This is a genomic window from Burkholderia sp. Ed8, assembly GCF_040761425.1.
Taxonomy (GTDB): Bacteria; Pseudomonadota; Gammaproteobacteria; order Burkholderiales; family Burkholderiaceae; genus Burkholderia; species Burkholderia seminalis.
Map to the genome: position 1 here is coordinate 2,536,865 of NZ_CP142885.1, position 25,203 is coordinate 2,562,067.

Genomic DNA, 25,203 nt, shown 5'->3' on the forward strand with positions numbered 1-25,203 from the left:
ATCACGCCGCATCACGCCGCCCGCTGATGTTCCAGCCACGCCTGGAACATCAGCACCGTCCACAACGGGTGCTGCCAGTTCATCCGGCCGGTCTGGTGCTGCCGCCACAGCCGCTCGACCGCGGTCGCGTCGAAGAAGCCTTCTTCGCGCAGCCGCGACGGGCGCAGCAGCGCCTCGGCCCAGTCGCGCAGCGCGCCGCGCAGCCAGTGATCGACGGGCGCGCAGAAGCCCTGCTTCGGCCGGTCGATCAGCGCGGACGGCACGTACCGGTCGAGCAGCCGGCGCAGCAGCGCCTTCGACTGCCCTTCCGGCAAGCGCACGGACGCCGGCACGCGCCACGCGAATTCGACGACGTGATGATCGAGGAACGGCATGCGCGTCTCGAGGCTCACGGCCATCGCCGCGCGATCGACTTTCGCGAGAATGTCGGTCGGCAGGTAGGTGAGCGTGTCGATCGCCATCGCCTGCTCGGCGAAGCTCAGGTGCGCGGGCCACGCCGACACCGTGTCGAGCGGCGTCGGCGGCTCCTGCCCCGACAGCGCGATGCGCTCGGGATGATGCACCGACGACATCAGCAGCCGGTACAGCCCGATGCGGCTCTCGGCCGTCATCACGTGGCCGAGCTTGTGCAGGCGATCGCCGATGCGCGTCGCCGTGTCGCGCGCCTCCACGCCGCCCCACGCGCCCTGCGCGACGGCCGCGAGCTGGTCCGCGTGATCGGGCCGCAGCGCATGCAGCGCGGCCGCGATCCGCGCCCGCACGGCCGCCGGCACGCGGTGCAGCTTGCGCCACAGGCGCGGCGTCAGGAAGTAGCGCGTATAGCCGCCGAACAGCTCGTCGCCGCCGTCGCCGGACAGGCTCACCTTCACGTGCCGGCGCGTCAGTTCCGACACGAGGAAGGTCGGGATCTGCGACGCATCGGCGAACGGCTCGTCGTAGATCGACGGCAGCTTCGGGACGACGCCGAGCGCATGGTCGGCCGTCACGTAGAGTTCGGTATGGCGTGTGCCGAGGTGGCGCGCGACGGCCTTCGCGTAACCGGCTTCGTCGTAGCCGGCCTCGTGGAAGCCGATCGTAAACGTGTCGACCGGCGTCGACGATTGCGCCTGCATCAGCGCGACGATCGTCGACGAATCGATGCCGCCCGACAGGAACGCGCCGAGCGGCACGTCCGCTTCCATCTGCCGCGCGACGGCCCGGCGCAGGATCGCGTCGAGCTGGTCGATGGCTTCGTCGGCATTGCCCTCGAACGGCTGCGCACGGCCCGCCTCGATCGTCTGCTCGAGCGTCCAGTACGCCCGCACGCGCGGCGTGTCGCGCGCATGCTCGAACTGGATGTAGGTGCCGGGCGGCAGCTTGTGGATGCCGCGATAGATCGTGTAAGGCGCAGGCACGCTCGACTGACGCAGGTACAGGCACAGCGCGTCGCGATCGATCGCGCCGTCGAAACCCGGATAACCGCGCAGCGCCTTCAGCTCGGACGCGAACACCAGCGCGTCGCCGATCCGGCCGTAGTAGAGCGGCTTCTCGCCGATCCGGTCGCGTGCGAGCGTCAGCACGCGCGACGCGCGATTCCACAGCGCGAACGCGAACATGCCGGTCGCGCGGCGCAACGTTGCCTCGATACCCCACGCGACGATCGCCGCGATCAGCACCTCGCTGTCGGAGTGGCCGCGCCACGCCGGTGCGCGACCCGCGCGCTCGAGCTCCGCGCGCAGTTCGCGATGGTTGTAGATTTCGCCGTTGAAGACCATGACGTAGCGGCCGCACGCGGATGCCATCGGCTGCCGGCCATGCACCGACAGGTCGAGGATCGCAAGTCGCCGGTGGCCGAGCGCGATGCCGGCTTCCGGGTCGACCCAGATCCCCTGCCCGTCCGGCCCGCGATGCGCGAGGCTCGTCGTCATTCGCGCGAGCGTGCCGCGCGCTGTCTCCTCATCGAAGGCGACGCTATTCAGAAAGCCGTCGATTCCGCACATTTGATTTGTCTGCCCCTGTTGACCTGTTCCGTCATGTACCGCGCAAACTCGCGGCCGCCGTCGGGCGTGACGGTCGGGCCATATTACGAAGAAATAAATCAGCAATAATTCACTGGTGAACGCAGACGAAATCCGGAAAAAAACCCGCGTCAAGCCCCGGGGGCGGATCGCCCCGCCAAGGGGCCATATCGAATGGGAATGGACGGCCGATGCGCGACGCGCGCAGGAAATAAGGGCGGCATGCACAAACGCTCACCGCCACCGCGCCACGCCGCGTCACCCCCCGCCGGTCGCCCATTTCAGCAACTGCGCGACCTCGCGGAAATGCTGCGGCTGAATCGTGCCGTTCTCGGGCGTCGTCTCGTACAGCGCCTGGGCGAGCCCGACGTTCGCGAGCGTCGGGCGTAACGCGTCGCGGGCGAGCCGCACGATCCGCTCGGCCGCGTCGCCCTCGCCGCGCGCGAGCACCCACGGCAGCGTGCCGATCCCGCCGTAATAGAGCGCCACCGCGACGCGCGGCGAATACACGACCACCGACGCGTAGCCGATACGGTCGGGCAGCGACGCGAACTGCGCTTCGCGCGCGAGCTGCCGGCGCTTCGCCTCGATGTGCGGATCGCCTTCGTCCTCCTTGTGCTCGCGCCGCACTTCGTCGATCGACATCTTCATCTTCTGGTTGAACTCGTGCCGCTGGTGCACGATGTCGATCAGCGCCATCACGATGTAGATCAGCGCGGCCCAGCCGAACAGCAGCATCAGCAGCTTCACGATCAGCGCGAGGATCGAGACCGGCCGCGTGAAACCCGACTGCACCGCCGGGTCGAGCGACTCGACGATCAGCCAGCCGAGCGTCGCGACCAGCAGCGCCGTCTTCAGCAGCATCTTCGCGAGATTGACGAGGTTGCGCAGCGACCACAGGTTCTTCATGCCCTCGGCCGGATTGAGCCGCGACAGCTGCGGCACGAGACGGCTCCACGCCATCACGCCGCCCACCTGCACGAAGCCCGCGAGCAGCCCGGCCAGCAACCCGGCCGCGACGATCTGCGCGGACAGCGTCGCCCAGTCGCGCGCGGCGCCGTCGATCAGCACCGCGAGCCGCGCGGCCGGGTCCGCCGCGCCCACCGCGTCGAACACGAGCCGGAACAGCGCCTGCAGCCGCGCGAACAGCGAACCGATGCCCACCGCGAGCGCGACGCACACGCCGACGAAGAACGCCGACGAAACCGTCTCCGCGCTCTTCGGCACGTCGCCTTTCTCGCGCGCCTCGCGCAGGCGCTTCGCGGTCGGCTTCTGGTCCTTTTCGGCCATGTCGGTGCCGCCGCGCTCAGCCGCCGCCGTGCGCGGCGAACAGCGCGCGCAGCAGCGCCATCAGCCCGCTGTCGGGGCTCAGCAGCGAATGCAGCGACGCGTACACCACCGGCAGGAACAGCATCATCATCAGCAGGGCCAGCGCGCTCTTCAGCGGCTGCGAGAACACGAAGATGTTCAGCTGCGGCACCGCGCGCCCGACGAGGCCGATGCCGAGCTCGACAAGGACCAGCACGATCGTCACCGGCGCCGCGAGCTTCACCATCCATTCGAAGATCGTGTCGGTCTGTCGCACGATGAAGGTCTGCAGCATCGACGAGAAATCGGGGCCGAGCGAACCGATCGGCCACCACGCGTACGACTGCGCGAACAGCTGCACCAGCACCTGCAGGCCGCCCGCCGTGACGAACAGCGTGATCGCGACGAAATTCAGGAATCCCGATGTCGGACCGCCCTCGTGCCCGCCCATCGGATCGAAGAACGCGGCGCTGCCGCTGCCGGTCTGGAAGTCGATCAGGTAACCGACGCCCTGGATCGCGAACAGCACCGCGCTGAACGCACCCGCGAGCAGCATGCCGACCACCGCCTCCTTCGCGACGAGCAGGCACCACATCAGGAACGGCAGCGCGGCCACCTGCGCGGAATCGATCGCGGGCGCGACGAATGCGGCGATCACGACGGCGATCCCGTTGCGCACGAGGCCCGTGATGATCTGCTCGTTGAACACCGGCACGACGAACATGACCGGCAACAGGCGCGGCATCACGTAGAGCAGCGGCCGCAGCGTGCCCGCGACGTCGTTGAAACCCGCGGCCTGATCTAGCATCGGCGCTCCGCGGCCGCGGGTGGCGCGGCATCGTCGGCCGCGGCCTCGCCAGCCGGGCCGGACATCTCCGCATCGAACGCGGCGGCCGCTTCAGGCGGCGTGGACGCATGACCGGCCGTATCGCCCGCCCCGGCCACCCCGGCCACCCATGCGCCGGCCGTCGAGAAACGCCGCACCGCGTAACCGTCCGCGACTTCGTCGGCGTCGCGCTCGATCCGGGCGGCGCGCGCCTGCAGCGCCTTCTCGCCGGCCTTCTCGAGCTTGTCCTCGGCGGCCTTCGCCTTGCGCGCGGCGCGCTGCAGGTCGGCGAGCGTCGCCTCGTGGCCGCGATGCAGGTGCGCAGCCTGGTTCACCGATGCGTTCGCGGTGCCGATGTGGCGGTCGAACGTGCGTGTATCGGCCGCGGCCTCCTGCAGCGCGCGCGCCTCGCGCAGATCGTCGGCGAGCCGCACCTGGATCGCGGCCTTCGCGGCAACCTGTTGCGCAAGCTGCGCTTGCGCGGCATCGAGCGCGCGACGGCTCTGCGCGGCGACGCCCTGCTGGCGCGCGGCCGCGACGCGGGCGATCTGGCTGCGCATCTCGCGCACGCGCTTCAGGCGCGCGAGCGTCGCGAGCACGAGGCGGTCGTCGGTTTCAGACATGATCGTTCGCCAGCTTCATCAGCTTCGCGAGCTGCGCATCGAAACGCACGTCCTCGTTCGACGCCTGCGCGCAGAACGCGCCGATCGCGTCGCGCGCGCGCAGCGCGAGATCGCCGAGCCGGTCGCTGCCTTCGCGATACTCGCCGATCTGCACGAGCAGCTCGATCTCCTGGTACTTCGCGATCAGCTCGCGCACGCGCGCGGCCGCCTGCTGGTGCGCGCGGCTCGCGACGAGCGGCATCACGCGCGACAGGCTCGCGAGCACGTCGATCGCCGGATAGCGGTTCGCGAGCGCGATCTTGCGCGACAGCACGATATGGCCGTCGAGGATCGACCGCACTTCCTCGGCGATCGGGTCCGATTCCTCGTCCCCTTCGACGAGCACCGTATAGAGCGCGGTGATCGACCCGTGCGCACCCTGCCCCGCACGCTCGAGCAGGCGCGGCAGCACCGCGAACGTCGACGGCGGGAAGCTGCGCCGCGTCGGCGGCTCGCCGCTCGCGAGGCCGACCTCGCGCTGCGCGCGGGCAAAACGCGTCAGCGAATCGACCAGCAGCAGCACGCGCTTGCCCGCGTCGCGGAAGTGCTCGGCGATCGCGGTCGCGACCAGCGCGGATTTCACGCGCTCCATCGCGGGGCGATCGGAGGTCGATACGACGACGATCGACCGCGCGCGCACCTCCGGCGACAGGCTGTGCTCGATGAATTCGCGCACCTCGCGACCGCGTTCGCCGACGAGCGCGATCACGTTCACATCGGCCTGCGCGCCGCGCGCGATCATCCCGAGCAGCGTGCTCTTGCCGACGCCGGACGGCGCGAAGATGCCCACGCGCTGCCCGACGCCGAGCGTCATCAGGCCGTCGATCACGCGCACGCCGGTCGGAAACGGCGTGTCGATCATCTTGCGCGCGAGCGGATTCGGAGGGTCCTGCTGCGTCGACACCCACGCGGCGCCCGTCACGGGCCCGCGATCGTCGAGCGGCCGGCCGAGCCCGTCGAGCACCCGGCCGAACAGCCCGTCCCCCACCGGAAACACATGCTCGCGCCCGGACGGCACGACGGTCGTCTCCGGCGACAGCCCCGCCACGTCGCCGAGCGGCGTGAGCAACGTCGTCTGCCGCGAGAAACCGACCACCTCCGCGAGCAGCGTCGGCTGGTTCGGCGTGCGCAACTCGCAGATCTCGCCGAGCCGCGCGCGGATGCCCGTCGCGTTCAGGATCTGCCCGACCGCGTGATTGACGCGACCCTGCACCGATACCGGCGAGAAGAACGCGAGCCCCGCGTCGAGTTCGCCGACGAGGCGGCCGCGATCGAACGGCGCGCCGTCGTCGTCACCGCCGAACGGTTGCGGATCGTCGAGCGGCGCGTTCATCGCGCGGCGCCCTTCAGCGCATCGCGGCGGATCGCCTGGCGCAGCGCGTCGATCTGCAGGTCGAGACTCGCGTCGATGCGCCCGGACGGCGTCTCGACCGTGCACGCGTGGCGCTCGAGCCGCGCGTCCTCGACGATGCGGATCTTCTGCCGGTTCGACTGTCCGGCGAACGCGCCGTCGAGCGCGTCGCGCATCTCGTCCTGGCGGCCGGGCGCGACATGCACGACCAGAAACGCCTCGTCGCGCACGAGCGGCGCGATCCGCGCGAGCGCGGCCTCGTACAGCTTCTGCGTGCTCATCTCGCCGACGATCGCGCGCACGGCTTTCACGACGATATCGGCCATCGCATCCTTCATCGTCTCCATCGTGCGCGTGGCGGCAAGCGCCTGCGCGTAGGCCTGCGCGGCCTGCTCGCGCTGCGCGCGGCGCATCCCTTCGTCGTAGCCGGCCGCCTGGCGCTTGTCGAATTCGCGCTGCGCGTCGGCGACGATGCGCGCGGCCTCTTCATGCGCGGTCGCGATCACCGCGGACGCATCGAGCAGCGCCGCGTACTCGCGCTCCTTGAGCACCTTGCGCTCCGACAGCAGCTGCAGGTTGTCGCTCGTGATCAGAAAAGCCAGTCCCATGACGCAAGCCTCTCGGGAATCAGAAACAGGAACATCAGTTCGCCGAACTGGTCGCGCTGGGCGCGATTCAGCAAGTAAGGCGCCTCGTCGTCGATCGCGCGGTTGAATTTCAGGCGCACGCGCCGCGCGACCGCCTCGCCGGCCGCGCCGATGAAATCCGCGAGCAGCCGGCCGCCGCGCGCGCGGATCACGACCGGCAACGCGGCGGGATCGGCACGCCACGGTTCGAGCGTTTCCGCCAGCGCGCCGAATTCCGGCGCGCGTTCGAGCACGAGGTCCAGCGCGTCGCCGCCGAGCCGCGCCACGACTTCCGAGCGGACGCGGCGCCCAGCCAGCGCGTCGCGCAGCCACGCGCGATGCAGCAGCAGCCCCGCATACCCGGCCAGTTGCTCGAGCGCCGCGCCCGGCAGCAGCGCGAGCCGCGCGCACGGGTTCGCGACGTCGAAGTCGTGCCGGCCGTCCACGTCGTTCGCCGCGAGCAGGTGCCGCGCGAGCAGCTTGCGGCCGGCCGCGCCGAACGCGTCCGGCGAGCGGTAGCGCGCGGGCCAGTCGGCCGGCACGCGCGTCACGTGCAGGTAGCGGTCGGGCCGCAGGTTGAAGTCGCAGACGAGCGCATGAAACGCCGCGCGGCGCGGCGCGGGCGGTGCCGCGAGCGGCTGCAGCCACGGCGGCGGCGCGGCGTCGGCCGGGTTGAGCCCGTCGCCCGGCGGCGGCGCGTGCGGATCGCTCATGCGCCGTCGCGCGCACCGTCCGCCGCGCGCAGGCCGCCGCCCGGCTGCGACGCGCCGCCGGCACCGTTCGCCCCGCGCGGCGCACCGAGCAGGCCCGCGAGCCGCGCGCCGAACATCCCGCGCCGCGCGGCCGACAGCGCGATGACCGCGCAGGTCAGCAGGATCAGCGCGAACACGAGCCAGCCGAGCGGCGAACGCAGCCGCAGGACGTCCGACACCGCGCTGCCGATCCCGTCCACGCGTGTCGCGCGCGCGGCGGCCGGCTGCAGGAACAGCGACACGTTGTCGTACTGCAGCCCTTCGATGCTGTGCGCGACGAGATCCTTGACCATCGGCGCCATCGCGCGCAGGTCGACGCCGGGCCGGTAGCGGATGTATACGGCCGCCGACGACGGCTTGATCTTGTCCGCCAACGGATCGTTCTCGGGAATCACGACCTGCACGCGCGCGACCACGACGCCCTCGATGTCCTGCAGCGTGCGCGACAGATCCTGCGACACGCCGTACAGGTAGCGCACGCGCTCCTCGGCGGGCGTCGACACGAGGCCCTGCTTCTGGAACAGCTCGCCGAGGCTCGCATAGCTCGGCTTCGGCAGCCCGTTCGCCTGCAGCACCGTGAGTGCCGACTGCATGTCGCCGTCCGCGACGCTCACGAGCCACGCGTTGCGGTCCGACGTGTCGCGCGCGTCGTTGTCCTTCGACGCGCTGATGCCCGCGTCGCCGAGCACGGCGACCATCTGGTTCGCGTCGCGCTCCGACAGGCCCGAGTACAGCTCCTTCTGGCACCCGGCCAACAGCACGAGCAGCCCCGCGAGCAGCGCGCGCGCCGCCCGGCTGCGCCACGCATGCACGCGCGGCGTCGAATCGATCGTCGTCATCGTTTGTCCGCTTCAGGGCGCGCGAGACCGGATCCGGCCCACGCGCGCCATCACTCCTGCGTCTTCAGCACCGTGTGCGTGAAGCCGTTCGCCGCCTGCGCGACCGACAGGCTCAACTGGTATTCCGAAATCGTGGTGGTCGCCGTCCACTGGAAGTCCATCGCCTTCACCATCGTCATCAGCGGGTCGCTGCGGCTGTCCGCCATCGACGTCAGCATCTCGCTGCGATGCTTGTCGATGTTCGCGTACCGCGAATCGAGATCGTTGCCGTAGGTGCGCAACCGCTCGACGAGCGACGACTGGTTCGCCTGCGCGGGCGTCATCTGCACGGCCGGCGCCGCATCCGCCGGCGCGCGCGACATCGCGACGCCCGACGCGGACGGCGGGGCCGCCGCCGATGCCCCCGGCTGCATCAGCGCATCGAACTGGCGCACCTGCGCCGGATCGGACGCCGCACCCGTTTGCTGCTGCGCGGCGCTCGCGAGCGCGGCCGCGCCCGGCGGCGCCGCGCCTACGCCTGTCACTGACATGTTCATGCCCTCCTCGAGTGGCCGACGCCGGACCGGATCGGTCGGGCCAGCCCGGAACAAACCGGCCGGCACGCACGCATCCGCCGCCGGACGCCCTGCTCGGGCAGACCCGGCGCGCGGCCACGCGCGGCACGGCCGGCGACCGGCGTCATGCGCGGCCGGCCGAGCTCAGGTGCTGCGCAACCTGGGCGTTCGCCGTCCCCTCTTGCGCGGTCACTGCGTTGCTGGTTTCGAACGTCGCCGTCGACTGCTGGACCTGGAAGTTGATCTTCGTCAGTTCGAGCTGCGTCTTGGTCAGGTCGTCGGCCTGCTGCTGGACCTGGTTCGTGTTGGTTGCACCACCTGCTGCCTGCGTACCCATGTTGTGCTCCTTTAAGTGAAGTTCATCCACCTTCCGGCGGCGGCCCCATGCCCCGCCGGCGACGTGAGGCGCCGCACCGCTGCGACGCCTCGCGTAATGCGCGCACCGCGCGCCGCGCGATGCGCATGACCTGTCGCGGCGCTAGTGCGCCTTCTCCTTCGATGCCGCCGCGGTTGCCGCCGCCTCCGGCAACAGCGTCGGCCCCGGCACCGGCTGCGCGACCCCGGCGGCCGCGCCGCTCGCGAGCGGTGCCACGGGCGGCGCCGGCGCCTGTTCGGGCGCACGCGCCGACGGGCCGCCGAGCGGCATCGTGATGCGCTGGCCGCCGCGTTCGAACACGACTTCGTCCGGACCGATCGACACGACCGTCGCCCCCTCCTTCAGCCGCGCGCCTTCGAAATAGCGGCTGCCGTCGGCCGTCTCGATGTAGCGCTGGTCGCCGTCGCCCGCGAACACGGTCGTGATCTCCGGAATGCCAGCCGTGCCGCCCAGCGTCGTCGCCGTGCGCGGCGCGGCCGGATCGGCATCGCGCACGTGATCGACGACTTCGAGCGCCGGTCGCGCATCCTTCATGTAGTTGCGGATGCGCGGCTCGATCTGCGCGCGCGCGGCCGCGCCCGTCAGTTCGATCCGGCCGCGGCCGAGATACGTCACCGTCAGCGCCGTATCGCTGAAATAGGTCTGCGCGGTCGCCACCAGGTCGCTGACCACGTAGATGTTGCCGAGCGCCGCGTTGTCGACCTCCGCGACGATCTGCGCGACGCGTTCGCGCGCGGCCGGATCGCTGACGTAGCCCGACACGATCACGCCATCGTCGCGCGGCGCGACGGCCAGCTCCGGATACGCATGCAGCAGCTGCTGCAGCCGGTGCGTGCGCGCGAGCACCGATTCGTGCTGCCACGGCAGGCGCCCCGACCACGCGACGAAGCCGTAGCCGAGCGCGCCGAGCAGCACGCCGATCCACAACGCGACCAGCGCGATCACGAGCCGGCGGCTGCCGAGGCGGCGCAGGCCGCCCGTGAGCCAGCCGAGCCACGCGGCCTCGCGCGCGGCGTCCGGCGCATCGGCTTCGTCCGGCACCGCGACGCTCGCCTGCGCATGCCGCGCGATGCCGAGCCGGATCGAGCCGACCGTCACGACGTCGTGCGGCGTCAGCGAGCGGCGCCCCGCGCCGAGCGGTTCGTCGTTGAACAGCACCGCCGCGCCGGTCTCGCCGCCGTGGTTCTGCACGGTCACCGCGAGCGCGCCGACCTGCAGGCACACCTGCTTCGCGCCGATCTCGCGATCGGGCAGGATCACTTCGCAATCGGCCGCGGTGCCGACCCAGTTCGCGCCGCGCGCGAGCGACATCGTGCGGCCGTACATCGGCCCGCTCAGGAAGCACAGGTTCCACGGCGACGCGAGCGCGGCCGCGCCGCCCCCCGCGCCGCCGGGCAATGCGCCGTCGCCGTGCGGATCAATGATGCTCGTCGACATGGGGAGTGGCTCCTGCGGTCGTCGCGGGCTGCGCCGCCGCATCCTGCGGCGGCGGCAGCGCGGGCGGACCGAACTTCGTGCCGGGCAGCGGCTTCGGCGTCAGCGGCACCGCGACGTCGTTGTCCGGCGGGCGGTACATCGACAGTCCTTCCTGGCCGGCCGGCGCGTCGACACCCGGGTTCACGGGCGAGCCGTCCGGCGCATACATCGACGCGGTCGTCACCACGCGCGGCGTCAGCAGGTAGAACCGCTCCATGTGGTTGCCCGACTTGTCGGTGTACTTGAACAGGTTGCCGATCAGCGGAATGTCGGACAGCCAGGGCACGCCGCTCTTGTTCAGCTTCACCTCGTCGTCGTTGAAACCCGCGATCAGCAGGCTCTTGCCCTCGTCGATCATCGACTTGGTGACGATGTTGCGCTGCTGGATCACCGGAATGTTCGACACGGCCTGCCCTTGCACGACGTTGCCGTCCTGGATGTCGATCGACATCATCACGCTCTGCGGATTGCCGGACACGGCCGCCGCGTTGCGGATCGCCTCGTCGACGATCATCGGCGTCACCTTGATGCTCGTGCCGGTCGTCACGCTGTACAGCGACGAATCCTGGTAGCCCTGCACCTGCACGTAGAACTGCGTGAGGTTCTCGAGGATCGCCTCGGTGTTGTCGAGCGCCAGCACCTTCGGTTTCGAACGCAACTGCGCCTGCCCCTTCTGCGCGAGCGCGTTCACGCGCGTGAGCAGGTAGTTGCGCAGCGAGCCGCCGATCGATGCCGTCAACGCAATGCCGGTCGGCAGGAAGGTGCCCGTCTGCCCGGTTTCCGACGTGCCGACGCCGAACGTGAGCGGCGGATTGCCCGAGCCGTTGTACTGCGTGTTGCCGTTCAGCGGATTCGCGCCGTTGCCGATCTGCACGTCGCCGTGCGTCGTGTGCAGGCGCCAGTCGATCCCGAGGCTGTCGAGCGAATCCTCGTTGATGTCGATGATCGTCACGTTGATCTCGACGATGCGCGGCCGCTCGTCGAGCTGGTTGATCAGCGACTGGTAGCGGTACATGTTCTCCGGCAGGTCGCGCACGATCACCGCGTTGATCGCCGGATCGGCGACGATCTGCGGCAGCGTGTCGCCGCCGCCGGCGTTCCCGAACGGTGCAAGCCCGCCGCCTGCGCTGCTGTCGCCCGCGTAACCGCCCGCGCGCGGGCCGCCGGCGATATCGGGGAAGTCGAGCCGCGGCACGGCGATCGTCAGCCCCGAGCCCAGCTTCACCTGGCGCGCGGCCTGTCCGAGCGGCGTGCTCGACGGCAGCGCGTTCGTGCCGCCGCCCTTGCCGAACAGGCGGCTCAGGATCGTCGCGACGCCCGGCACCGTCACCTCCTTGCCCGAGCGGTTGATCGTGAAATCCGACGCCCAGCCGTACTTCAGCCGGAACGCGCGGATATCCGCATGCGCGCCGTTCGCCGACGGATCGCCGACCGAGCCGACCGCCTGCCGCACGAGCTCGACGTAGCGGCGCGGGCCGGCCACGTACACGCTGTTCGCGCGGTCGTTGATCACCAGCGTGTAGCGCTTGTCGGGAATCTGCATCGCCTGCAGCGCGCGGCCGATCTCACCGGCTGCGTTCGGCGGGATCGGGATCATCTGCGTCTGCGACTGATCGGCCGGATCGACGTACAGGAACGAGCCGTCGTAGTACCACGTGAGCCCGTAGGTCGAGCAGATCGTGTCGAGCGTCTGTTGCGGCGTGCCCGAGAAGCGGCCGCTGATCACGCCGTCGACCTTCGGGTCGACCACCGCCGTCACGCCCTGCGACGACGCGAGCTCGCGGATGAAGTCGCCGATCTTCTTGCCGTTCGCGACGATCGTGAACGGCTTGTTGCGCCAGCGCAGGTCCGCGGCCCGCGCATGCTGCGCGGGCGCCATGCACAGCGACGCCGTGAGCAACGCGGTCGCGCACATGGCGAGCGCGGCCCGTTGCAGGCTGCGCGGTTGAAACCGGATCGAGGCGACGCGTCGACGCATCAAAGGACTCCTGTGGAAGAAACGAACATGCGTTCCAGCGCCTGCTGCGCGAAGCGCAGCACTTCGCCGCCGAGCCAGCCCGACAACAGCACGAGCGCGACCATCACGGCGATCAGCCGCACCGCGATGCCGATGTTGGCGTCCTGCACCTGCGTGACGGCCTGCAGAATCGCGACGACGAGGCCCGTGACGGTGGCGATCAGCACGATCGGCAGCGACAGCAGCAGCACGAGCATCAGCGCCTGGCGCGTCAGGTCGAGGATCGTCGAGCTCGTCATTGCACGGCTCCCGGCGCACGCACGCCGGCACCCGCGCCGACCGTGCCGTCGTCCGGCGGGTTCTTGACCCAGCCGACCGTATGCAGCTGCACGTCTTCCTCGACCTCCTGGTACGACAGCACCGCGAGGTCGGGCAGGACCGGCTGCAGGATCGTCTTCACGTAGCGGCGCGCGCCGAGCGCGACCATCACCGCGAGCCGCACGGCGCCCTGCGCATTGCCGTGCCCGCCGGCGCCGCCCGCCTGCGCGGCCTGCACGATCGCGCGCACCTGCTCGCCGATGTCCTGCTTGACCGCGCTCGACAGCGCGAGGAAATTGCCCTGCTTGGTGGGCATCACCGCGCTCTCGATCCGCTCCTGCAGGTTCTGCTCGAACAACACGACCCGCAGCTGGCGCGTCGTGCCCGCGTGGCGGTCGGTAATCATCCGGCGCAGGTCGACGCGCACGAGCTCGACCAGCGCGATCACGTCGTCCGGTTCGTTCGGCGCCCACGTGATCAGGCTTTCGAAGATCACGCGCAAATTGCGGATCGGTACCTGCTCGGCCAGCAGCCGGCGCAGCACCTCGGTCACGCGCTGCAGCGGCACGAGCCGCGTCAGCTCGCCCACGAGTTCCGGGTGCTCGCGGCGCACGAGGTGCACGAGCGCCTGCGTTTCCTGGATCCCGAGCAGTTCGTCCGCATGCTGGCGCACGATCTGCTCGACATGCGCGGCGAGCGCGCTTTCGCTCGACAGCCACTTGCCGTCCGGCGCGGGGCCGTCGGGCTTGATCCACAGCGCCGTCGCGAACGGGCCGAATGCCTCGGCCGGCTGGCGCTCCGCGCGCTCGGGCAGCGGCGCGACGCCGTCCCACAGCAGCCAGCCCGGCTTCAGCGCGCCGTGCGCGGCGAGCACGTCCTGCAGATAGATCCGGTACGTGCCGGCCGCCGCGCCTTCGTCGTCGTTCAGCGTGATGCGCGGGAACACCGTGCCGATGTCCGCATCGACGCGCGCTTTCGCGCTCGACAGCGCGGCCTGCAACTGCGCGAGGTTCAGGCTCGCGCGCAGGTCGTCGGACAGCGACACCGCGATCAGCGACGTGACGCCGGCCGCATGCGACACCTTCGCGGGCTGGCCGTCGTCGGCCGCGCCGACGCGCCCCGCGATCTGGATCAGGTTGAAACTCGGCGCGGCCGTCTTGCGCTTGAGCTGCGAGAACGCGAACATGCCGAGGCCGATCGCGATCAGCGCGAACGACCATTTCGGAAAACCGGGCACGACGAGGAAGCCGGCCAGCACGATCGCCGCGATCAGCAGCGCGCGCGGATGCGCCCCCAGCTGCTCGCCGAGCTGTTCGCCGAGCTGGCGCTGCCGCGCATCGCGCGTCGCGACGCGGGTCGTGACGATGCCGGCCGCGATCGACACGAGCAGCGACGGAATCTGCGACGCCATCCCGTCGCCGACCGTCAGGATCGCGTAACGCTGCAGCGCCTGGCCGATATCCATCCCGTGCATCAGCGTGCCGACCGCGATCCCCGCGACGATGTTGATGAACGCGATCACGAGGCCCGCGATCGCGTCGCCCTTCACGAACTTCATCGCGCCGTCCATCGCGCCGTGCATCTGCGATTCCTGCTCCAGCTTCTCGCGTCGCTCGCGCGCTTCGTCGGCGCTGATGATGCCCGCGCGCAAGTCCGCGTCGATGCTCATCTGCTTGCCGGGCATCGCGTCGAGCGAGAAGCGTGCACCGACTTCCGCCACCCGCTCCGACCCTTTCGCGATCACGATGAACTGCACGACGGCGATCACGAGGAACACCACGCCGCCCACCACGACGTTGTTGCCGACCACGAGCCGCCCGAACGCGTCGATCACGTGGCCCGCGTTCGCGTGCAGCAGGATCAGCTTGCACGACGCGATGTTCAGCGCGAGCCGGAACAGTGTCGTGAACAGCAGCAAGGCGGGAAACGACGAGAAGCTCACCGCCGACGGCACGTAGGTCGATACCGTCAGCAGTACGACGCTCGCGGCGAGGTTCAGCGAGATCATCCCGTCGAGCGCGGCCTGCGGCAGCGGCAGGATGAACAGCGCGACGACCGCGACGATGAACACCGCGATGAACAGGTCGGCGCGCGGCGATGCGCCCCCGAGACGCGGTCCGGACACGCCGCGGCCGGCGGAAAACAACCGCTGCCAGTCGCGGGGGAGCGCCTTCGGTTCAGCCATCGTGCCGTAGTCCTGTCGTTATCGCCGGCCGGCACGGGCAATCCTGCCCGTGCCGCGCGGACCGTTGAATGGGACGAGTGTAGCGACGGGAAACGATGGAAAAAGGGATGCGCCTCGTAGCGCGAAAGCGCGTTTTCCGGCGACGATCGAATCGGACTACGAAACCCGGCGGCACGCTCGGGCACGCGCCGCCGGAACCGCTTCCATTGCGGGCCGGGCCGCCGGCGCGCACGCCGGCGGTGTGCCGCTTCGGGGTTACAGGCGCCGCGCGGCGAGGTACGCGAGCTGCGCGCGGTTCTGCACGTTGAAGAGTTTCTCGAGCGACCGGATGTGATGGCCGACCTTGTGCAGCGACGTGCGCAGCGCGCTCGCGATCTCCTGGTCGGACAGCCCGTGCACGAGGCGATCGAGCACCTGCTGCTGCTCGTCGCCGAGCGCGAAACCGCGCATGCGTGCGATACGCGCCTCGAGGAACGGCAGCGCGACGCGATGCACGGCAAGGCTCACCGCCAGCGCGCCGCCGATCACGCGATCGTCGATCCATTCGGTGCCGTGCGTCTCCGACGTCACGTTCACCGCGACACGCAGGTCGAGACGCGGCGCCGACAGGCTGAAGATCACGCCGCTGTTCATCGCGTGCGCACGCAGATGGCCGGCGAGCGCCAGCACCTTGCGGTCGCCGCTGCCCTGCGCGGCCGCCTCGATCTCGTCGAGCCGCCATGCGACCGGAAAGCCGCTCTGCCGCACCTGCGCGAAACGCGGGTCGCTCTCGTAGAGCATCCCTTCGATGAACGGCTGCATGAACGTTGCCGGCGCGAGATCGCGCAGCAGATGGGCACATAGAATGCGCCGCCCGATCATTTCGTAGGCGCCGTAACCGAGCGTACTGAAACCGATTTGCCGCAATCGCGCATGGCATTGCGCGAAATCGATTGGCGCAAGGTCGGTTTTACCGGATCCGATTTGAATGCCGGTAAAAACGTCGCGCTCGATTGCCTGATATTCGCTCGAATAAGCGGCCGCGGCCGCGATATCGGCATGTGAGAACCATTCGACGCGTGGTGCGCCGTCAGCATGTGTCATGAGGAGCCCGCCCCTTTCCCAATATATGAAACTGCGCCCCGTCACGATCTGGTCTTTTCTTTATGATTTTCTGGTAGTCAATATACGCGCGTGAACATGAACCTTTCGCCGCAATTAGTATTACGGCATATTACGCATACACAGGCATTTTTGTACAATGCCCCCGCGTTTCGTCAGGGATGACGATCGGCGCATATCAAAACGATGCTCGATCGCACCGCCGCGAATGCCGTTCACGATACGGCCGCCGCCAGGCGATGCGCGTCGATTCCGAGGGATGGCTCATGTCCGATATTGCATTGCATGAAGAAGCGGTCGCCCCAACCTTTCCGCGCGCGTCGGGCGCCTGCGCGGATGCGCGCCGGGAGCGCACCGTGCAGGTCGTCTGGTGCGACGACGTGAAGGGCGGCGACGTCACGCAGCCGCACGCGCCGAAGCTCGGCGTCGCCGATACGCTCGCGCACGCGCAGAGCACGGCCGAGCGCAACCGGATCGTCACAAGCCTGCTGCATCTGACAGGCTTCTCGACGTTCGCGTACTTCGCGCTCGAATTCTCGCGCGAGCGCGTCGAAAGCCTCTATCTGCACGAAGCGTTCACGCCGCCCACCTATCGCGGCGACTACGTGCGGCACAACCATCACGACGTCGATCCGCGCACGCTCGGCGCGCGCGTCTGCAACATGCCGATCGTGTGGGACCTGCAGCAGCTGCGCCGCGAGTACCGCGAGCGCGAAGACGGCCCGAGCGAGCGCCCCGCCACGCTCGACGGCTTCCTGCAGACGATGCAGGACGACGGGATGTGCAGCGGCATCATGTATTCGATGGCCGTGCCCGGCACGCGGCTGCACGCGTTCATGAGCTTCACCGCGCCGCGCCGCACGCGCGAGTGGATCACGCCGGCGACGATCGAGCAGGCATTGTCGATCGGGTTGTCGGTGCACAAGTTCGCCTCGCCGCAACTGATCTCGACGTCGCGCGAGCGCGCGGTGAACGGGCTCACGCCGTTCGAGCAGGAACTGCTGCTCGGCATTGCCGAAGGCGCATCCGACAAGGAGATCGGCCGGCGCCTCGACACCAGCGCGCACAACGTCGACTATCATCTGCGCAAGCTGCGCAAGCGCTTCGGCGTCGCGAACCGGATCCAGCTCACGTACCTGACGTCGAAGCTCGAATTGATCTGAGCGCGGCGCCGCCGCTTGGCGAATTCGAACGCGTAAACGCACATGCCGGCCTCGAGGGCCGGCATGCGCGGGTTGCGGTGCGACGTTACTTCAGCAGCGTCATCTGCACGACCTTCACGATCACGAGCCCGACCGCGATCACGAGATAGCCGCGCAGCACGGCCATCCAGATCCGCGTCGCGAGCGTCATGTTCTGCGGCTCGAGCGTGTCGAGCGGCGGCATCCGCCACGTATCGCGCAGCGACCGGTCGACACCCGGCTCCACCACGCGCTTGTTGCGGCGAATCAGGACCGTCGCGAGATACCCCGCGATCGCAAGCACGGTACCGCCCACCAGCACGTCGACGATCGCTTCGCCGCTGATATCCGGATACATCACCGACGCGGTCAGGATGATCGACAGCAGCACGAGTACCCAGATCACAGCGCCCGTGAACACGTTGAGCTTCGTCGAGTTGACCCACGGGCCGAGCACCTGGCGGTCGTTGCACAGCACCAGCAGGAACACCGTGGCACTCGGCAGCAGCACGCCGGCCAGCGTCTGCACGGCTTCGGTCAGCAGGCCGAGCGGGCTGCCCGGGATCAGCACGAGCGTGGCCGCCGCCGCGACGATGCCGAAGTAGACGAGATAAAAGCCCTTTGCGTCGGTCACGCCGCGATGCAGCGAGTGGCGGATCTTGAACACGTCGCCGATCGCATACGCGGTCGACAACGACACCGCCGCCGCGCCGATGATGCATGCGTCGAGCAGCGCGATCGCGAACAGCGTCGCGCTCGTGCGGCCCGCATACTTCTCCAGGCCCGCGATGATGCCGCCCGCGTCGGTGAAGTTGCCGGCTTCCGGATGGCCGCTGAACAGCGCGGCGCTGAAGCCGATCATGGCCACCGCGCCGACCAGCACGAACGCGATACCGATCCACAGGTCGGCCTTCTCGTACTTCATGAAGCGCGGCGTGATGCGCTTGTCGATCACGTAGCTCTGCTGGAAGAACAGCTGCCAGGGCGCAACCGTCGTGCCGACGATGCCGATCACGAGCAGCATCACGTCCGACAGCTTCGCGTGCGCGGGCCAGTTCGGCACGAAGAAATCGCGCGACATCTGCGCGACGCTCGGATGGATCGACACGAGCACGGGCACGAGCAGCAGGCTCATCACGCACAGCCCGATCGCGAACCGCTCGAAGCGCCGGAAATCGCCGGTACTCACCGCGGCCATCGTCAGCGCGGCGGCCACGCACACGCCGGCCACCTTCGGCAATCCGAAGAAATCCAGCACGAACGTGATGCCGATGAACTCGGTGACGATCGTGAGCGCATTGAGCAGGAACAGGTCGATCACGCTGAACGCGCCCCAGAACTTGCCGAAACGCTCGAAGATCAGGCGTGCATGGCCGACGCCGGTGACCGCGCCGAGGCGCAGCACCATTTCCTGGTTCACGTACAGCACGGGCACGAGCAGCAGCAGCGTCCACAGCAGCGTCGTGCCGTAGTTCTGGCCGGCCTGCGTGTAGGTGCCGAATGCGCCGGCGTCGTTGTCGCCGACCATCACGATCAGGCCCGGGCCGATGATCGCGAGCAGCGTGCGCAGGCGCGCCCACCACGTGCCGCGCGCACCGGTGTCGTGGTGCGGGATCGTGCCGAGTGCGCCGCGGATGTCGCCGAGGTGGGCGTCGTCGAGCACGGCGCTGCGTTCGGCGGCGATCGGTGGAGAGACGTTGGATGGCGTGGACATGATGTGTTCCGTACGGCTAAGGGTTATGCGATTCGATAAGCGTGTGACCTTGGAATGCGCACGGGGCGACCGCCCGAAGGCGGCCACGCGTGCGCATGCCGAGGCGCGCTCGGCGCTTCCTTCAGTGGATTAACGATTTCAGCTGGTTCAGCAGGCGGGAGAACACCCGCGGACGGGCGTCGAGCGTCAGCATCGCGTCGTACTGGTTGCGCGATTCCGTGACGTGCGGAAGGTTCGACAGCAGAAGGCCGAAGTTCATGGTCTGGCTCCGTGCGGCGACGGCAGGCGTGCCGGCCGCGTCGTGGGCGCGGGGCCAGTCCGGGGCCTGAACGACGTGTCAGGCTAGTCGGCCGGATTGTCCCTGCGACCGGGGTTCAAAAGGGTCGGTGCGTGCAACGGGCATAAGGGACAACTGTCACTGTCGTTCATGGCGGCTCCCGTGCGGTGTTCCGGAAAACACGGTTGACCGCCGTCAGGCCGGCGGGCCGCCATTCGCGAGCCGGGAAAAGGCACGCGCGAACGCGGCCGCCTGCCAGGCGGCGGTGAAACCGGCCAACGCATGCGAAAACGCATCACGCTAACCGGCGCGAATCAGGGTGCACGTAGGGATTTGCTGCGGAATGCTGCTGCGCGCACCGTTTGCCCGGGAGACAAACGGCGGCTTCGATGAGGCGCGGACGTCGGTCGCTCAGGCGGAAATTTCGTTCGAAGATCGACTACTGCAGGCGTCCAAGGCGGCGGCCCCAAGAGTGAAGATGGCGGATTCTATGGACGGCCCGAAAGTGAAGTCAACCCCTCCCAACCCCATTTCTCGAAATAAATTCCCCCGCGTTTCGCCGCTGAAAGATTTGCCCTTGAAATGGCGCACCGAAACCTTTCAGCGCGTCAGGATGCACTCCGGCGGCGATGCGTGCGCGCAACGGCACGGAGTATCCCGCCGCGTGCGCTTCCGGCCCCCGCCAGGCCGCTGCCGCGCGACCGCGGTCCGTTGCGACGCGCAGGCCACGGACGTCATCTTTCGTGCGTTTTTTGCTTGCGCCGCAGCAAAAGTCGCGACTACAATCCGCCCCAATTCATCAAGGGAGTCCCCCCGTGGACACATGCTCTAGTTGCAGTTCGATGCCGGTCCAGGCCGGCCAAGCCATCGCGAGATAGCAGCCAGACGCATGTCTTTCGCCGCTAGCTCGCATTCGTCGGGTTAGCGCGCTTCCTCCCGGGCCGGCCATCGCCGCCTCGCCAGTCGCACGCTCCGTTACGTTCCACCCTCCGATCGCAGGTTGCGTCATGCGCCCGCGCTCGATCACGTCGTCCGGCGTTTGCCGGACCGGACGGAGGCAGCGTCATGTTCTTTCCATCCTTCGCGCTCAGACTCAAGCGCATCGCCCACGTCGCGTGCGACCGTGCATTCGTTTCCGGCCTCTCGCCGCTCGCCCACGCGTTCAGCAACTGGCGCGGCATCGCGCTCGCCCACGTGCCCGCGGCACCACGCCCGCTCGACTGCGTGCTGGTCGCCGCGATGGCGGCCGCGATCGCGCTCGCCGCGCTGCTGTGCGCGGCCGCCTCGCGCCTCGGCTTCGCGCAGGTGTGGCGCGTCGGCGGCTGGCTGCCGTAATCCCGTCGCCGCGCGGCGGTACCACTCGCCCCGGAACGCCGCGCGATCGTCTCGTCGCATTTCCCGCATCGCGCCTTCGTTTATTCAGTCTAGCTAATCAAACCATCAACGGAATCCGCATGAAGAATCACCTCGAACCTGTCCCGCGCAAGCGCCGCGTCAATGCGCTCGCCACGCTGTTGCTGTCGCTTGCCGCCACACCCGCGTTCGCGCAGGCGTCGTCACCGGCCGCGGCCGAACCGGCAGCCGGCGCCAGCGACGCCGCCGCGCCCGCACGACAGGCCGCCGATGCCGCCGCGCCCGCCCCCACCGGCTTCTGGGAGCGTTCGAACCTGCTCGGCGACATGGGCGGCCTGCGCGACCTGCTGGGCGATCACGGCGTCACGCTGAGCCTGCAGGAAACCAGCGAGTACCTGTACAACACGTCCGGCGGCACGCATCGCGGCGGCGCGTACCAGGGGCTCACGCAATTCGGTTTCAACGTCGATACCGGCAAGGCGATCGGCCTGCCGGGCGGCACGTTCAACGTGTCGGGGCTGCAGATCCACGGCACCAACCTCACGCAGCGCTACCTGCAGACACTGCAGACCGCGACCGGCATCGAAGCGAACTCGACCACGCGCCTGTGGGAGCTCTGGTACCAGCAGTCGTTGCTCGACGGCAAGGTCGACGTGAAGGTCGGCCAGCAGAGCGTCGACCAGGAATTCATGGTGAGCCAGAACGCGTCGACGTTCATGAACGCGACGTTCGGCTGGCCCGTGCTGCCGTCGACCGACCTGCCGGCCGGCGGCCCCGCGTATCCGCTGTCGTCGCTCGGCGTGCGCCTGCGCGTGAAGCCGGCCGACGCGTGGACCGCGATGATCGGCGTGTTCGACGGCAACCCGGCCGGCCGCACCGACGGCGACGCGCAGGTGCTGAACGCGCACGGCACCCACTTCAACCTGCGCAGCGGTGCGTTCGTGATCGGCGAGGTGCAGTACGCGCTGAACGCGCCGCCGGCCGATCCGAAGGCGCCGCAGCCCGTCGGCCTGCCCGGCACGTACAAGCTCGGCTTCTGGTATCAGTCGCAGCACGCGAACGACCCGCGTTACGGCACCGACGGCCTGTCGCTCGCGGATCCGGCGAGTCACGGCACGCCCGCCGCGCATCGCGGCAACTACGGGTTCTATGCGGTCGCGGACCAGATGGTGTGGCGGCCGTCGGCCGACAGCCCGCGCGCGCTCGGCGTGTTCGCACGCGTGATGGGCGCACCCGGCGACCGCAATGTCGTCGACTTCGCGGCCAACGCAGGCGTGACGCTGAAGGCGCCGTTCGCCGGACGCGACAACGACGTCGCCGGCATCGCGATCGGCTACGCGAAGATCGGCTCGCATGCGCGCGGCCTCGACGGCGACACCGGCGTGTACACGACGCCCGGCTATCCGGTGCGTCGCGCGGAGACGGTCGTCGAAGCGACCTACCAGTACCAGGTCACGCCGTGGTGGCAGTTGCAGGCCGACCTGCAGCACTTCTTCCGCCCGGGCGGCGGCATCCCGAACCCGAACGCGGCCGGCGCGCGCATCGGCGACGAAACGGTGGTCGGCGTACGCACGACGATCACGTTCTGATGCGCGCCGCATGAAAACACGGGCCGGTCGGCCGCTCGCGCGACCGTCCGGCCCGTTTGCTCGTGTGCCGCGCCGCGAATTACTCGCCGTACAGCCCGAGCAGTTTCAGCGTGACGCCGTTGGTCCAGCCGAACCCGTCCTGCAGCGGATATTCACCGCCTCCGCCCCCGCCCGTGCCGGCGCCTTCGACCACGTACTTCTCGACGAGCTTGCCTTCCGTCGCATACACATGCTTCACGTCGGACAGGAAGCGCGTGCCGATGTCCTTCGCGAGCGCCGGTTCGCCATAACGGCGCAGCCCGTCGATCGCGATCCACTGCAGCGGCGCCCACCCGTTCGGCGCATCCCACTGCTGGCCCGTGTTCTCGGTCGTCGTCGCGAGCCCGCCCGGTTGCAGCAGCGTCTTGCGCACTTCGCGCGCGGTCGCCTTCGCGCGCTCGGGCCATGCGACGCCCGCGAACAGCGGATACAGCGTGGCCGCCGTCACGCCGTCGCGCGGCTTGCGCAACTGCCAGTCGTAGTCGCCGTAATAGCCGTGACGATTCCACAGGTAACGGTTGATCGCGGCCGCACGCCGGGCCGCGCGCCCGGAGAAATCGATCACGCATGCCATGTCGCGCGCGACCGTGCAGCCCTTCACGATCGTCGTCTCGAGATGGAACATCAGGCTGTTCAGGTCGACCGGCACGATCGACGTCGTGCGGATCGTCGCGAGCGTCTTGCCGTCGCCGAACCAGCGCGAGCTGTAGTCCCAGCCGCTTTCGGCGCCCGCACGCAGGTCGCGGTAGACCTCGTTCGCCGGGCGGCCGGTTGCCGACTTCGCGGTCGTCACGTCCTCCAGATACGACTCGTCGCGCGGCGTGTCGCTCGCGTCCCAGTAGCGGTTCAGCACCGCGCCGTCGGGCATCGCGACCACGTGGCGCGCGGCCTGCCCGCGCGGCGTCGTGGTTTCGCCCTGCATCCAGTACGCGTGTTCCTTGCGCAGCTCCGGCAGGTATTTCTGGTAGACCCTGTCGCCTTCGGCCTGCGCGGCGAGCGTGACCATGTACGCGAAGAACGGCGGCTGCGAGCGGCTCGCGTAATACGTCCGGTTGCCGTTCGGGATGTGGCCGATCGTATCGATCAGATATGCGAAGTTGTCGAGCATGTTGTCGACGAGATCCTCGCGTCCCGACACCTGCAGGCCGAGCATCGTGAAATAGGTATCCCAGTAGTAGCCTTCGCGAAAGCGGCCGCCCGGCACGACATACGGTTTCGGCATCGCGATCAGCGAACCGTATTGGGGCACCGTGACGCTCGTGCGCGTGAGCTGCGGCCACAGCCAGTCGATGTGCTGGCGCAGCGTCTGGTTCGGCGGCGGCGTCACGCCGCTTTCCGGCGGCGGCGTGAAGTGCTGGCCGACGAACGTCTTCAGCGAAAAGCCCGGTTGCGATTTCTGTTGCTGATACAACTGCACGATCGTCGCGGGATCGGTATCGGGCGTCGCGTCGACGAAGGTCTTCTGGTCGGGGTAGATCTGCGCGGTCTGCACCGCGACGAACAGGTCGCCGTAGAGCTGGCTCGGCGGCGGCAGCAGCGTGCCCGATACGGCGGGTGCCGCGGCGGTGGCGGCCGCGGCCGGAGACTGGCCCGCCGCTTGCGCGGCGGTCTGGTTCGCGTTGTCGGCCTGCGCGGCGCAGCCTGCGACAGCGAGATAGGCGACGGCCAGCGTGGCCGCCCAGCGAAGACGCGGCGCGGGCGGCGCAGCGCGTGACGAGAGATGAACCGGGAAGCGAGTTGCAATCGATGCGGCACGACGTGGCGTCATGACGTGTCCCCTCCTTTCGATGGTGAATGGATCGGCAAGGGGTCTCGTTCGCGCGCGCGTTCGTCTCGATGGCCCTCGATCGATACGCGTCATGTGGTGGTGCGAGTCGGTCCGACTGTCGCACGAAACGCGCACATCAAGCAAGTTTCGATTCGCGCGACTCGCGCAGGTAACCGCGCACGGCCCGCCATGCACGCGCCTCGAGCGCCGCCGCATTGGTCTCGCCGCGCGCGCCCGCCGCGTCGACAATCCCTTTCACGATCGCCAGCAGATCGTGCGCGACGACGTCGGGCGCGGCGACACGCGGCGCATCGCGCAAGCCGAGCGCATGCAGCAGCGTCGCGTGGATGCGGTCCGCGACGCGTGCCGCACGCGCACCGAGCGGCAGCCGCGCTTCCTCGAAATCGATCAGCCGCGCCAGCACCGGCCGGCGCATCTGGTGCGCGACGGCTCCGCGCACCAGGGCGCGCAGCACGTCGTCGCAGGACGACAGCGCGGCCGCCCGGTCGACGTCGTCGAGCAGATGCGCACTCTCGCGCTCGACGAGCGCGGCCGTCAGCGCGTCGCGATTCGGGAAGTATTGATAGAGCGAGCCGATGCTCACGCCGGCCAGCGCGGCGACGGCGTTCGTCGTGTAACCGTCGAAGCCGTCGCGCTCCAGAATACGGGCAGCGGCCTCGACGATCGCGTCGACGGTGGCCGCCGAGCGGCGCTGGCGCGGCGCCTTGCGGGGCGACAGCGCGATACGCGAGGACGATCCGGACATGGCGGGCAGGCGAGTTTCGAATATGAGCAAACGCTCACATTCTAGAAACGCACGTGCCCTCCGTCAAAAGAAATCGGCACGCATGCGCAGTCGTTCCTTCCGCGCATCCGGCCGGAAAGGACGACTGTTGCAACATGCGGAACAACTGTTGTCATGCGTGACGCAACGGTCACATTGTGGGCATAATG

The 25,203-nt window shown here is 69.1% G+C and carries 22 protein-coding genes; 3 read left to right on the forward strand and 19 right to left on the reverse strand.

Going from position 1 to position 25,203, the window contains the following annotated elements:
* Positions 1 to 11: 11 nt before the first annotated feature.
* From asnB to VXM69_RS11655, 15 genes are all read right to left on the reverse strand, one after another.
* Positions 12 to 1,979 carry an asparagine synthase (glutamine-hydrolyzing) gene (gene asnB, locus VXM69_RS11585; RefSeq protein ID WP_367188632.1) on the reverse strand — a complete coding sequence of 656 codons (1,968 nt, stop codon included), beginning with the start codon at positions 1,977 to 1,979 and terminating at the stop codon, positions 12 to 14.
* A 276-nt stretch (positions 1,980 to 2,255) separates the two neighbouring features.
* Positions 2,256 to 3,287 carry an EscU/YscU/HrcU family type III secretion system export apparatus switch protein gene (locus tag VXM69_RS11590; RefSeq protein WP_034189406.1) on the reverse strand — a complete coding sequence of 344 codons (1,032 nt, stop codon included), beginning with the start codon at positions 3,285 to 3,287 and terminating at the stop codon, positions 2,256 to 2,258.
* Between the two features lie 16 nt (positions 3,288 to 3,303).
* Positions 3,304 to 4,113 (reverse strand): type III secretion system export apparatus subunit SctT, encoded by an 810-nt coding sequence (gene sctT, locus VXM69_RS11595; protein WP_034189405.1) that lies wholly within the window; start codon positions 4,111 to 4,113, stop codon positions 3,304 to 3,306.
* Positions 4,107 to 4,754 carry a hypothetical protein gene (locus VXM69_RS11600; RefSeq protein ID WP_175029176.1) on the reverse strand — a complete coding sequence of 216 codons (648 nt, stop codon included), beginning with the start codon at positions 4,752 to 4,754 and terminating at the stop codon, positions 4,107 to 4,109. Before VXM69_RS11600 ends, sctT begins: the two co-directional genes overlap by 7 nt.
* Positions 4,747 to 6,126, reverse strand: a complete 1,380-nt coding sequence (sctN, locus tag VXM69_RS11605) for a type III secretion system ATPase SctN (RefSeq protein ID WP_034189403.1) — start codon at positions 6,124 to 6,126, stop codon at positions 4,747 to 4,749. The genes VXM69_RS11600 and sctN overlap by 8 nt, the downstream gene beginning before the upstream one ends.
* Entirely contained in the window at positions 6,123 to 6,752 is a 630-nt protein-coding gene (gene sctL / locus VXM69_RS11610) for a type III secretion system stator protein SctL (protein ID WP_034189402.1), read from the reverse strand. Before sctL ends, sctN begins: the two co-directional genes overlap by 4 nt.
* Complete coding sequence (locus VXM69_RS11615; RefSeq protein WP_367188633.1) at positions 6,734 to 7,483, reverse strand: SctK family type III secretion system sorting platform protein; 750 nt, start codon at positions 7,481 to 7,483, stop codon at positions 6,734 to 6,736. The genes sctL and VXM69_RS11615 overlap by 19 nt, the downstream gene beginning before the upstream one ends.
* Positions 7,480 to 8,361, reverse strand: a complete 882-nt coding sequence (sctJ, locus tag VXM69_RS11620; protein ID WP_034189400.1) for a type III secretion system inner membrane ring lipoprotein SctJ — start codon at positions 8,359 to 8,361, stop codon at positions 7,480 to 7,482. Before sctJ ends, VXM69_RS11615 begins: the two co-directional genes overlap by 4 nt.
* Before the next feature lie 50 nt (positions 8,362 to 8,411).
* On the reverse strand, positions 8,412 to 8,891 hold the full coding sequence (locus VXM69_RS11625) for a hypothetical protein (protein ID WP_034189520.1): 480 nt from the start codon (positions 8,889 to 8,891) through the stop codon (positions 8,412 to 8,414).
* A 148-nt stretch (positions 8,892 to 9,039) separates the two neighbouring features.
* Complete coding sequence (locus tag VXM69_RS11630; protein WP_034180511.1) at positions 9,040 to 9,252, reverse strand: hypothetical protein; 213 nt, start codon at positions 9,250 to 9,252, stop codon at positions 9,040 to 9,042.
* A gap of 141 nt (positions 9,253 to 9,393) precedes the next feature.
* Complete coding sequence (gene sctD, locus VXM69_RS11635; protein WP_034189399.1) at positions 9,394 to 10,728, reverse strand: type III secretion system inner membrane ring subunit SctD; 1,335 nt, start codon at positions 10,726 to 10,728, stop codon at positions 9,394 to 9,396.
* Positions 10,709 to 12,745 (reverse strand): type III secretion system outer membrane ring subunit SctC, encoded by a 2,037-nt coding sequence (sctC, locus tag VXM69_RS11640; protein ID WP_069706830.1) that lies wholly within the window; start codon positions 12,743 to 12,745, stop codon positions 10,709 to 10,711. Before sctC ends, sctD begins: the two co-directional genes overlap by 20 nt.
* Entirely contained in the window at positions 12,745 to 13,023 is a 279-nt protein-coding gene (gene sctS, locus VXM69_RS11645) for a type III secretion system export apparatus subunit SctS (RefSeq protein ID WP_006480854.1), read from the reverse strand. Before sctS ends, sctC begins: the two co-directional genes overlap by 1 nt.
* Positions 13,020 to 15,227, reverse strand: a complete 2,208-nt coding sequence (gene sctV / locus VXM69_RS11650) for a type III secretion system export apparatus subunit SctV (protein ID WP_367188634.1) — start codon at positions 15,225 to 15,227, stop codon at positions 13,020 to 13,022. The genes sctS and sctV overlap by 4 nt, the downstream gene beginning before the upstream one ends.
* Before the next feature lie 255 nt (positions 15,228 to 15,482).
* Positions 15,483 to 16,310: an autoinducer binding domain-containing protein gene (locus VXM69_RS11655; RefSeq protein ID WP_034189396.1), complete on the reverse strand. Its 828-nt coding sequence runs from the start codon at positions 16,308 to 16,310 to the stop codon at positions 15,483 to 15,485.
* Positions 16,311 to 16,594: 284 nt separating this feature from the next.
* On the opposite strand from VXM69_RS11655, the gene VXM69_RS11660 reads away from it, so the two are divergent.
* Positions 16,595 to 17,491 (forward strand): LuxR family transcriptional regulator, encoded by an 897-nt coding sequence (locus tag VXM69_RS11660; RefSeq protein WP_059556957.1) that lies wholly within the window; start codon positions 16,595 to 16,597, stop codon positions 17,489 to 17,491.
* Between the two features lie 85 nt (positions 17,492 to 17,576).
* Here VXM69_RS11660 and VXM69_RS11665 read toward each other — a convergent pair whose 3' ends face one another.
* Together VXM69_RS11665 and VXM69_RS11670 are read right to left on the reverse strand one after the other, a co-directional pair.
* Entirely contained in the window at positions 17,577 to 19,223 is a 1,647-nt protein-coding gene (locus tag VXM69_RS11665; protein ID WP_034189395.1) for an Nramp family divalent metal transporter, read from the reverse strand.
* 121 nt (positions 19,224 to 19,344) lie between these two features.
* Complete coding sequence (locus tag VXM69_RS11670; protein ID WP_167361904.1) at positions 19,345 to 19,482, reverse strand: hypothetical protein; 138 nt, start codon at positions 19,480 to 19,482, stop codon at positions 19,345 to 19,347.
* Positions 19,483 to 20,565: 1,083 nt separating this feature from the next.
* Between VXM69_RS11670 and VXM69_RS11675 the strand changes: the two genes are divergently transcribed.
* Together VXM69_RS11675 and VXM69_RS11680 are read left to right on the forward strand one after the other, a co-directional pair.
* Positions 20,566 to 20,835, forward strand: coding sequence for a hypothetical protein (locus tag VXM69_RS11675; protein ID WP_034189394.1), 270 nt, complete (start codon positions 20,566 to 20,568; stop codon positions 20,833 to 20,835).
* 119 nt (positions 20,836 to 20,954) lie between these two features.
* Complete coding sequence (locus tag VXM69_RS11680; protein ID WP_175028965.1) at positions 20,955 to 22,442, forward strand: carbohydrate porin; 1,488 nt, start codon at positions 20,955 to 20,957, stop codon at positions 22,440 to 22,442.
* Positions 22,443 to 22,521: 79 nt separating this feature from the next.
* On the opposite strand, the gene treA is transcribed toward VXM69_RS11680, so the two are convergent.
* Together treA and VXM69_RS11690 are read right to left on the reverse strand one after the other, a co-directional pair.
* Positions 22,522 to 24,249, reverse strand: a complete 1,728-nt coding sequence (gene treA, locus VXM69_RS11685) for an alpha,alpha-trehalase TreA (protein WP_367188635.1) — start codon at positions 24,247 to 24,249, stop codon at positions 22,522 to 22,524.
* A 136-nt stretch (positions 24,250 to 24,385) separates the two neighbouring features.
* The gene (locus VXM69_RS11690) at positions 24,386 to 25,015 is read right to left on the reverse strand and encodes a TetR/AcrR family transcriptional regulator (RefSeq protein WP_367188636.1); all 630 of its coding nucleotides are present in this window, start codon (positions 25,013 to 25,015) and stop codon (positions 24,386 to 24,388) included.
* Between the last annotated feature and the right edge of the window lie 188 nt (positions 25,016 to 25,203).

Bases quoted from the DNA above. Each gene is read 5' to 3' on its own strand.
- asnB (WP_367188632.1), bottom strand. From the start codon at position 1,979: ATGTGCGGAATCGACGGCTTTCTGAATAGCGTCGCCTTCGATGAGGAG.
- VXM69_RS11590 (WP_034189406.1), bottom strand. From the start codon at position 3,287: ATGGCCGAAAAGGACCAGAAGCCGACCGCGAAGCGCCTGCGCGAGGCG.
- sctT (WP_034189405.1), bottom strand. From the start codon at position 4,113: ATGCTAGATCAGGCCGCGGGTTTCAACGACGTCGCGGGCACGCTGCGG.
- VXM69_RS11600 (WP_175029176.1), bottom strand. From the start codon at position 4,754: ATGTCTGAAACCGACGACCGCCTCGTGCTCGCGACGCTCGCGCGCCTG.
- sctN (WP_034189403.1), bottom strand. From the start codon at position 6,126: ATGAACGCGCCGCTCGACGATCCGCAACCGTTCGGCGGTGACGACGAC.
- sctL (WP_034189402.1), bottom strand. From the start codon at position 6,752: ATGGGACTGGCTTTTCTGATCACGAGCGACAACCTGCAGCTGCTGTCG.
- VXM69_RS11615 (WP_367188633.1), bottom strand. From the start codon at position 7,483: ATGAGCGATCCGCACGCGCCGCCGCCGGGCGACGGGCTCAACCCGGCC.
- sctJ (WP_034189400.1), bottom strand. From the start codon at position 8,361: ATGACGACGATCGATTCGACGCCGCGCGTGCATGCGTGGCGCAGCCGG.
- VXM69_RS11625 (WP_034189520.1), bottom strand. From the start codon at position 8,891: ATGTCAGTGACAGGCGTAGGCGCGGCGCCGCCGGGCGCGGCCGCGCTC.
- VXM69_RS11630 (WP_034180511.1), bottom strand. From the start codon at position 9,252: ATGGGTACGCAGGCAGCAGGTGGTGCAACCAACACGAACCAGGTCCAG.
- sctD (WP_034189399.1), bottom strand. From the start codon at position 10,728: ATGTCGACGAGCATCATTGATCCGCACGGCGACGGCGCATTGCCCGGC.
- sctC (WP_069706830.1), bottom strand. From the start codon at position 12,745: ATGCGTCGACGCGTCGCCTCGATCCGGTTTCAACCGCGCAGCCTGCAA.
- sctS (WP_006480854.1), bottom strand. From the start codon at position 13,023: ATGACGAGCTCGACGATCCTCGACCTGACGCGCCAGGCGCTGATGCTC.
- sctV (WP_367188634.1), bottom strand. From the start codon at position 15,227: ATGGCTGAACCGAAGGCGCTCCCCCGCGACTGGCAGCGGTTGTTTTCC.
- VXM69_RS11655 (WP_034189396.1), bottom strand. From the start codon at position 16,310: ATGACACATGCTGACGGCGCACCACGCGTCGAATGGTTCTCACATGCC.
- VXM69_RS11660 (WP_059556957.1), top strand. From the start codon at position 16,595: ATGTCCGATATTGCATTGCATGAAGAAGCGGTCGCCCCAACCTTTCCG.
- VXM69_RS11665 (WP_034189395.1), bottom strand. From the start codon at position 19,223: ATGTCCACGCCATCCAACGTCTCTCCACCGATCGCCGCCGAACGCAGC.
- VXM69_RS11670 (WP_167361904.1), bottom strand. From the start codon at position 19,482: ATGAACTTCGGCCTTCTGCTGTCGAACCTTCCGCACGTCACGGAATCG.
- VXM69_RS11675 (WP_034189394.1), top strand. From the start codon at position 20,566: ATGTTCTTTCCATCCTTCGCGCTCAGACTCAAGCGCATCGCCCACGTC.
- VXM69_RS11680 (WP_175028965.1), top strand. From the start codon at position 20,955: ATGAAGAATCACCTCGAACCTGTCCCGCGCAAGCGCCGCGTCAATGCG.
- treA (WP_367188635.1), bottom strand. From the start codon at position 24,249: ATGACGCCACGTCGTGCCGCATCGATTGCAACTCGCTTCCCGGTTCAT.
- VXM69_RS11690 (WP_367188636.1), bottom strand. From the start codon at position 25,015: ATGTCCGGATCGTCCTCGCGTATCGCGCTGTCGCCCCGCAAGGCGCCG.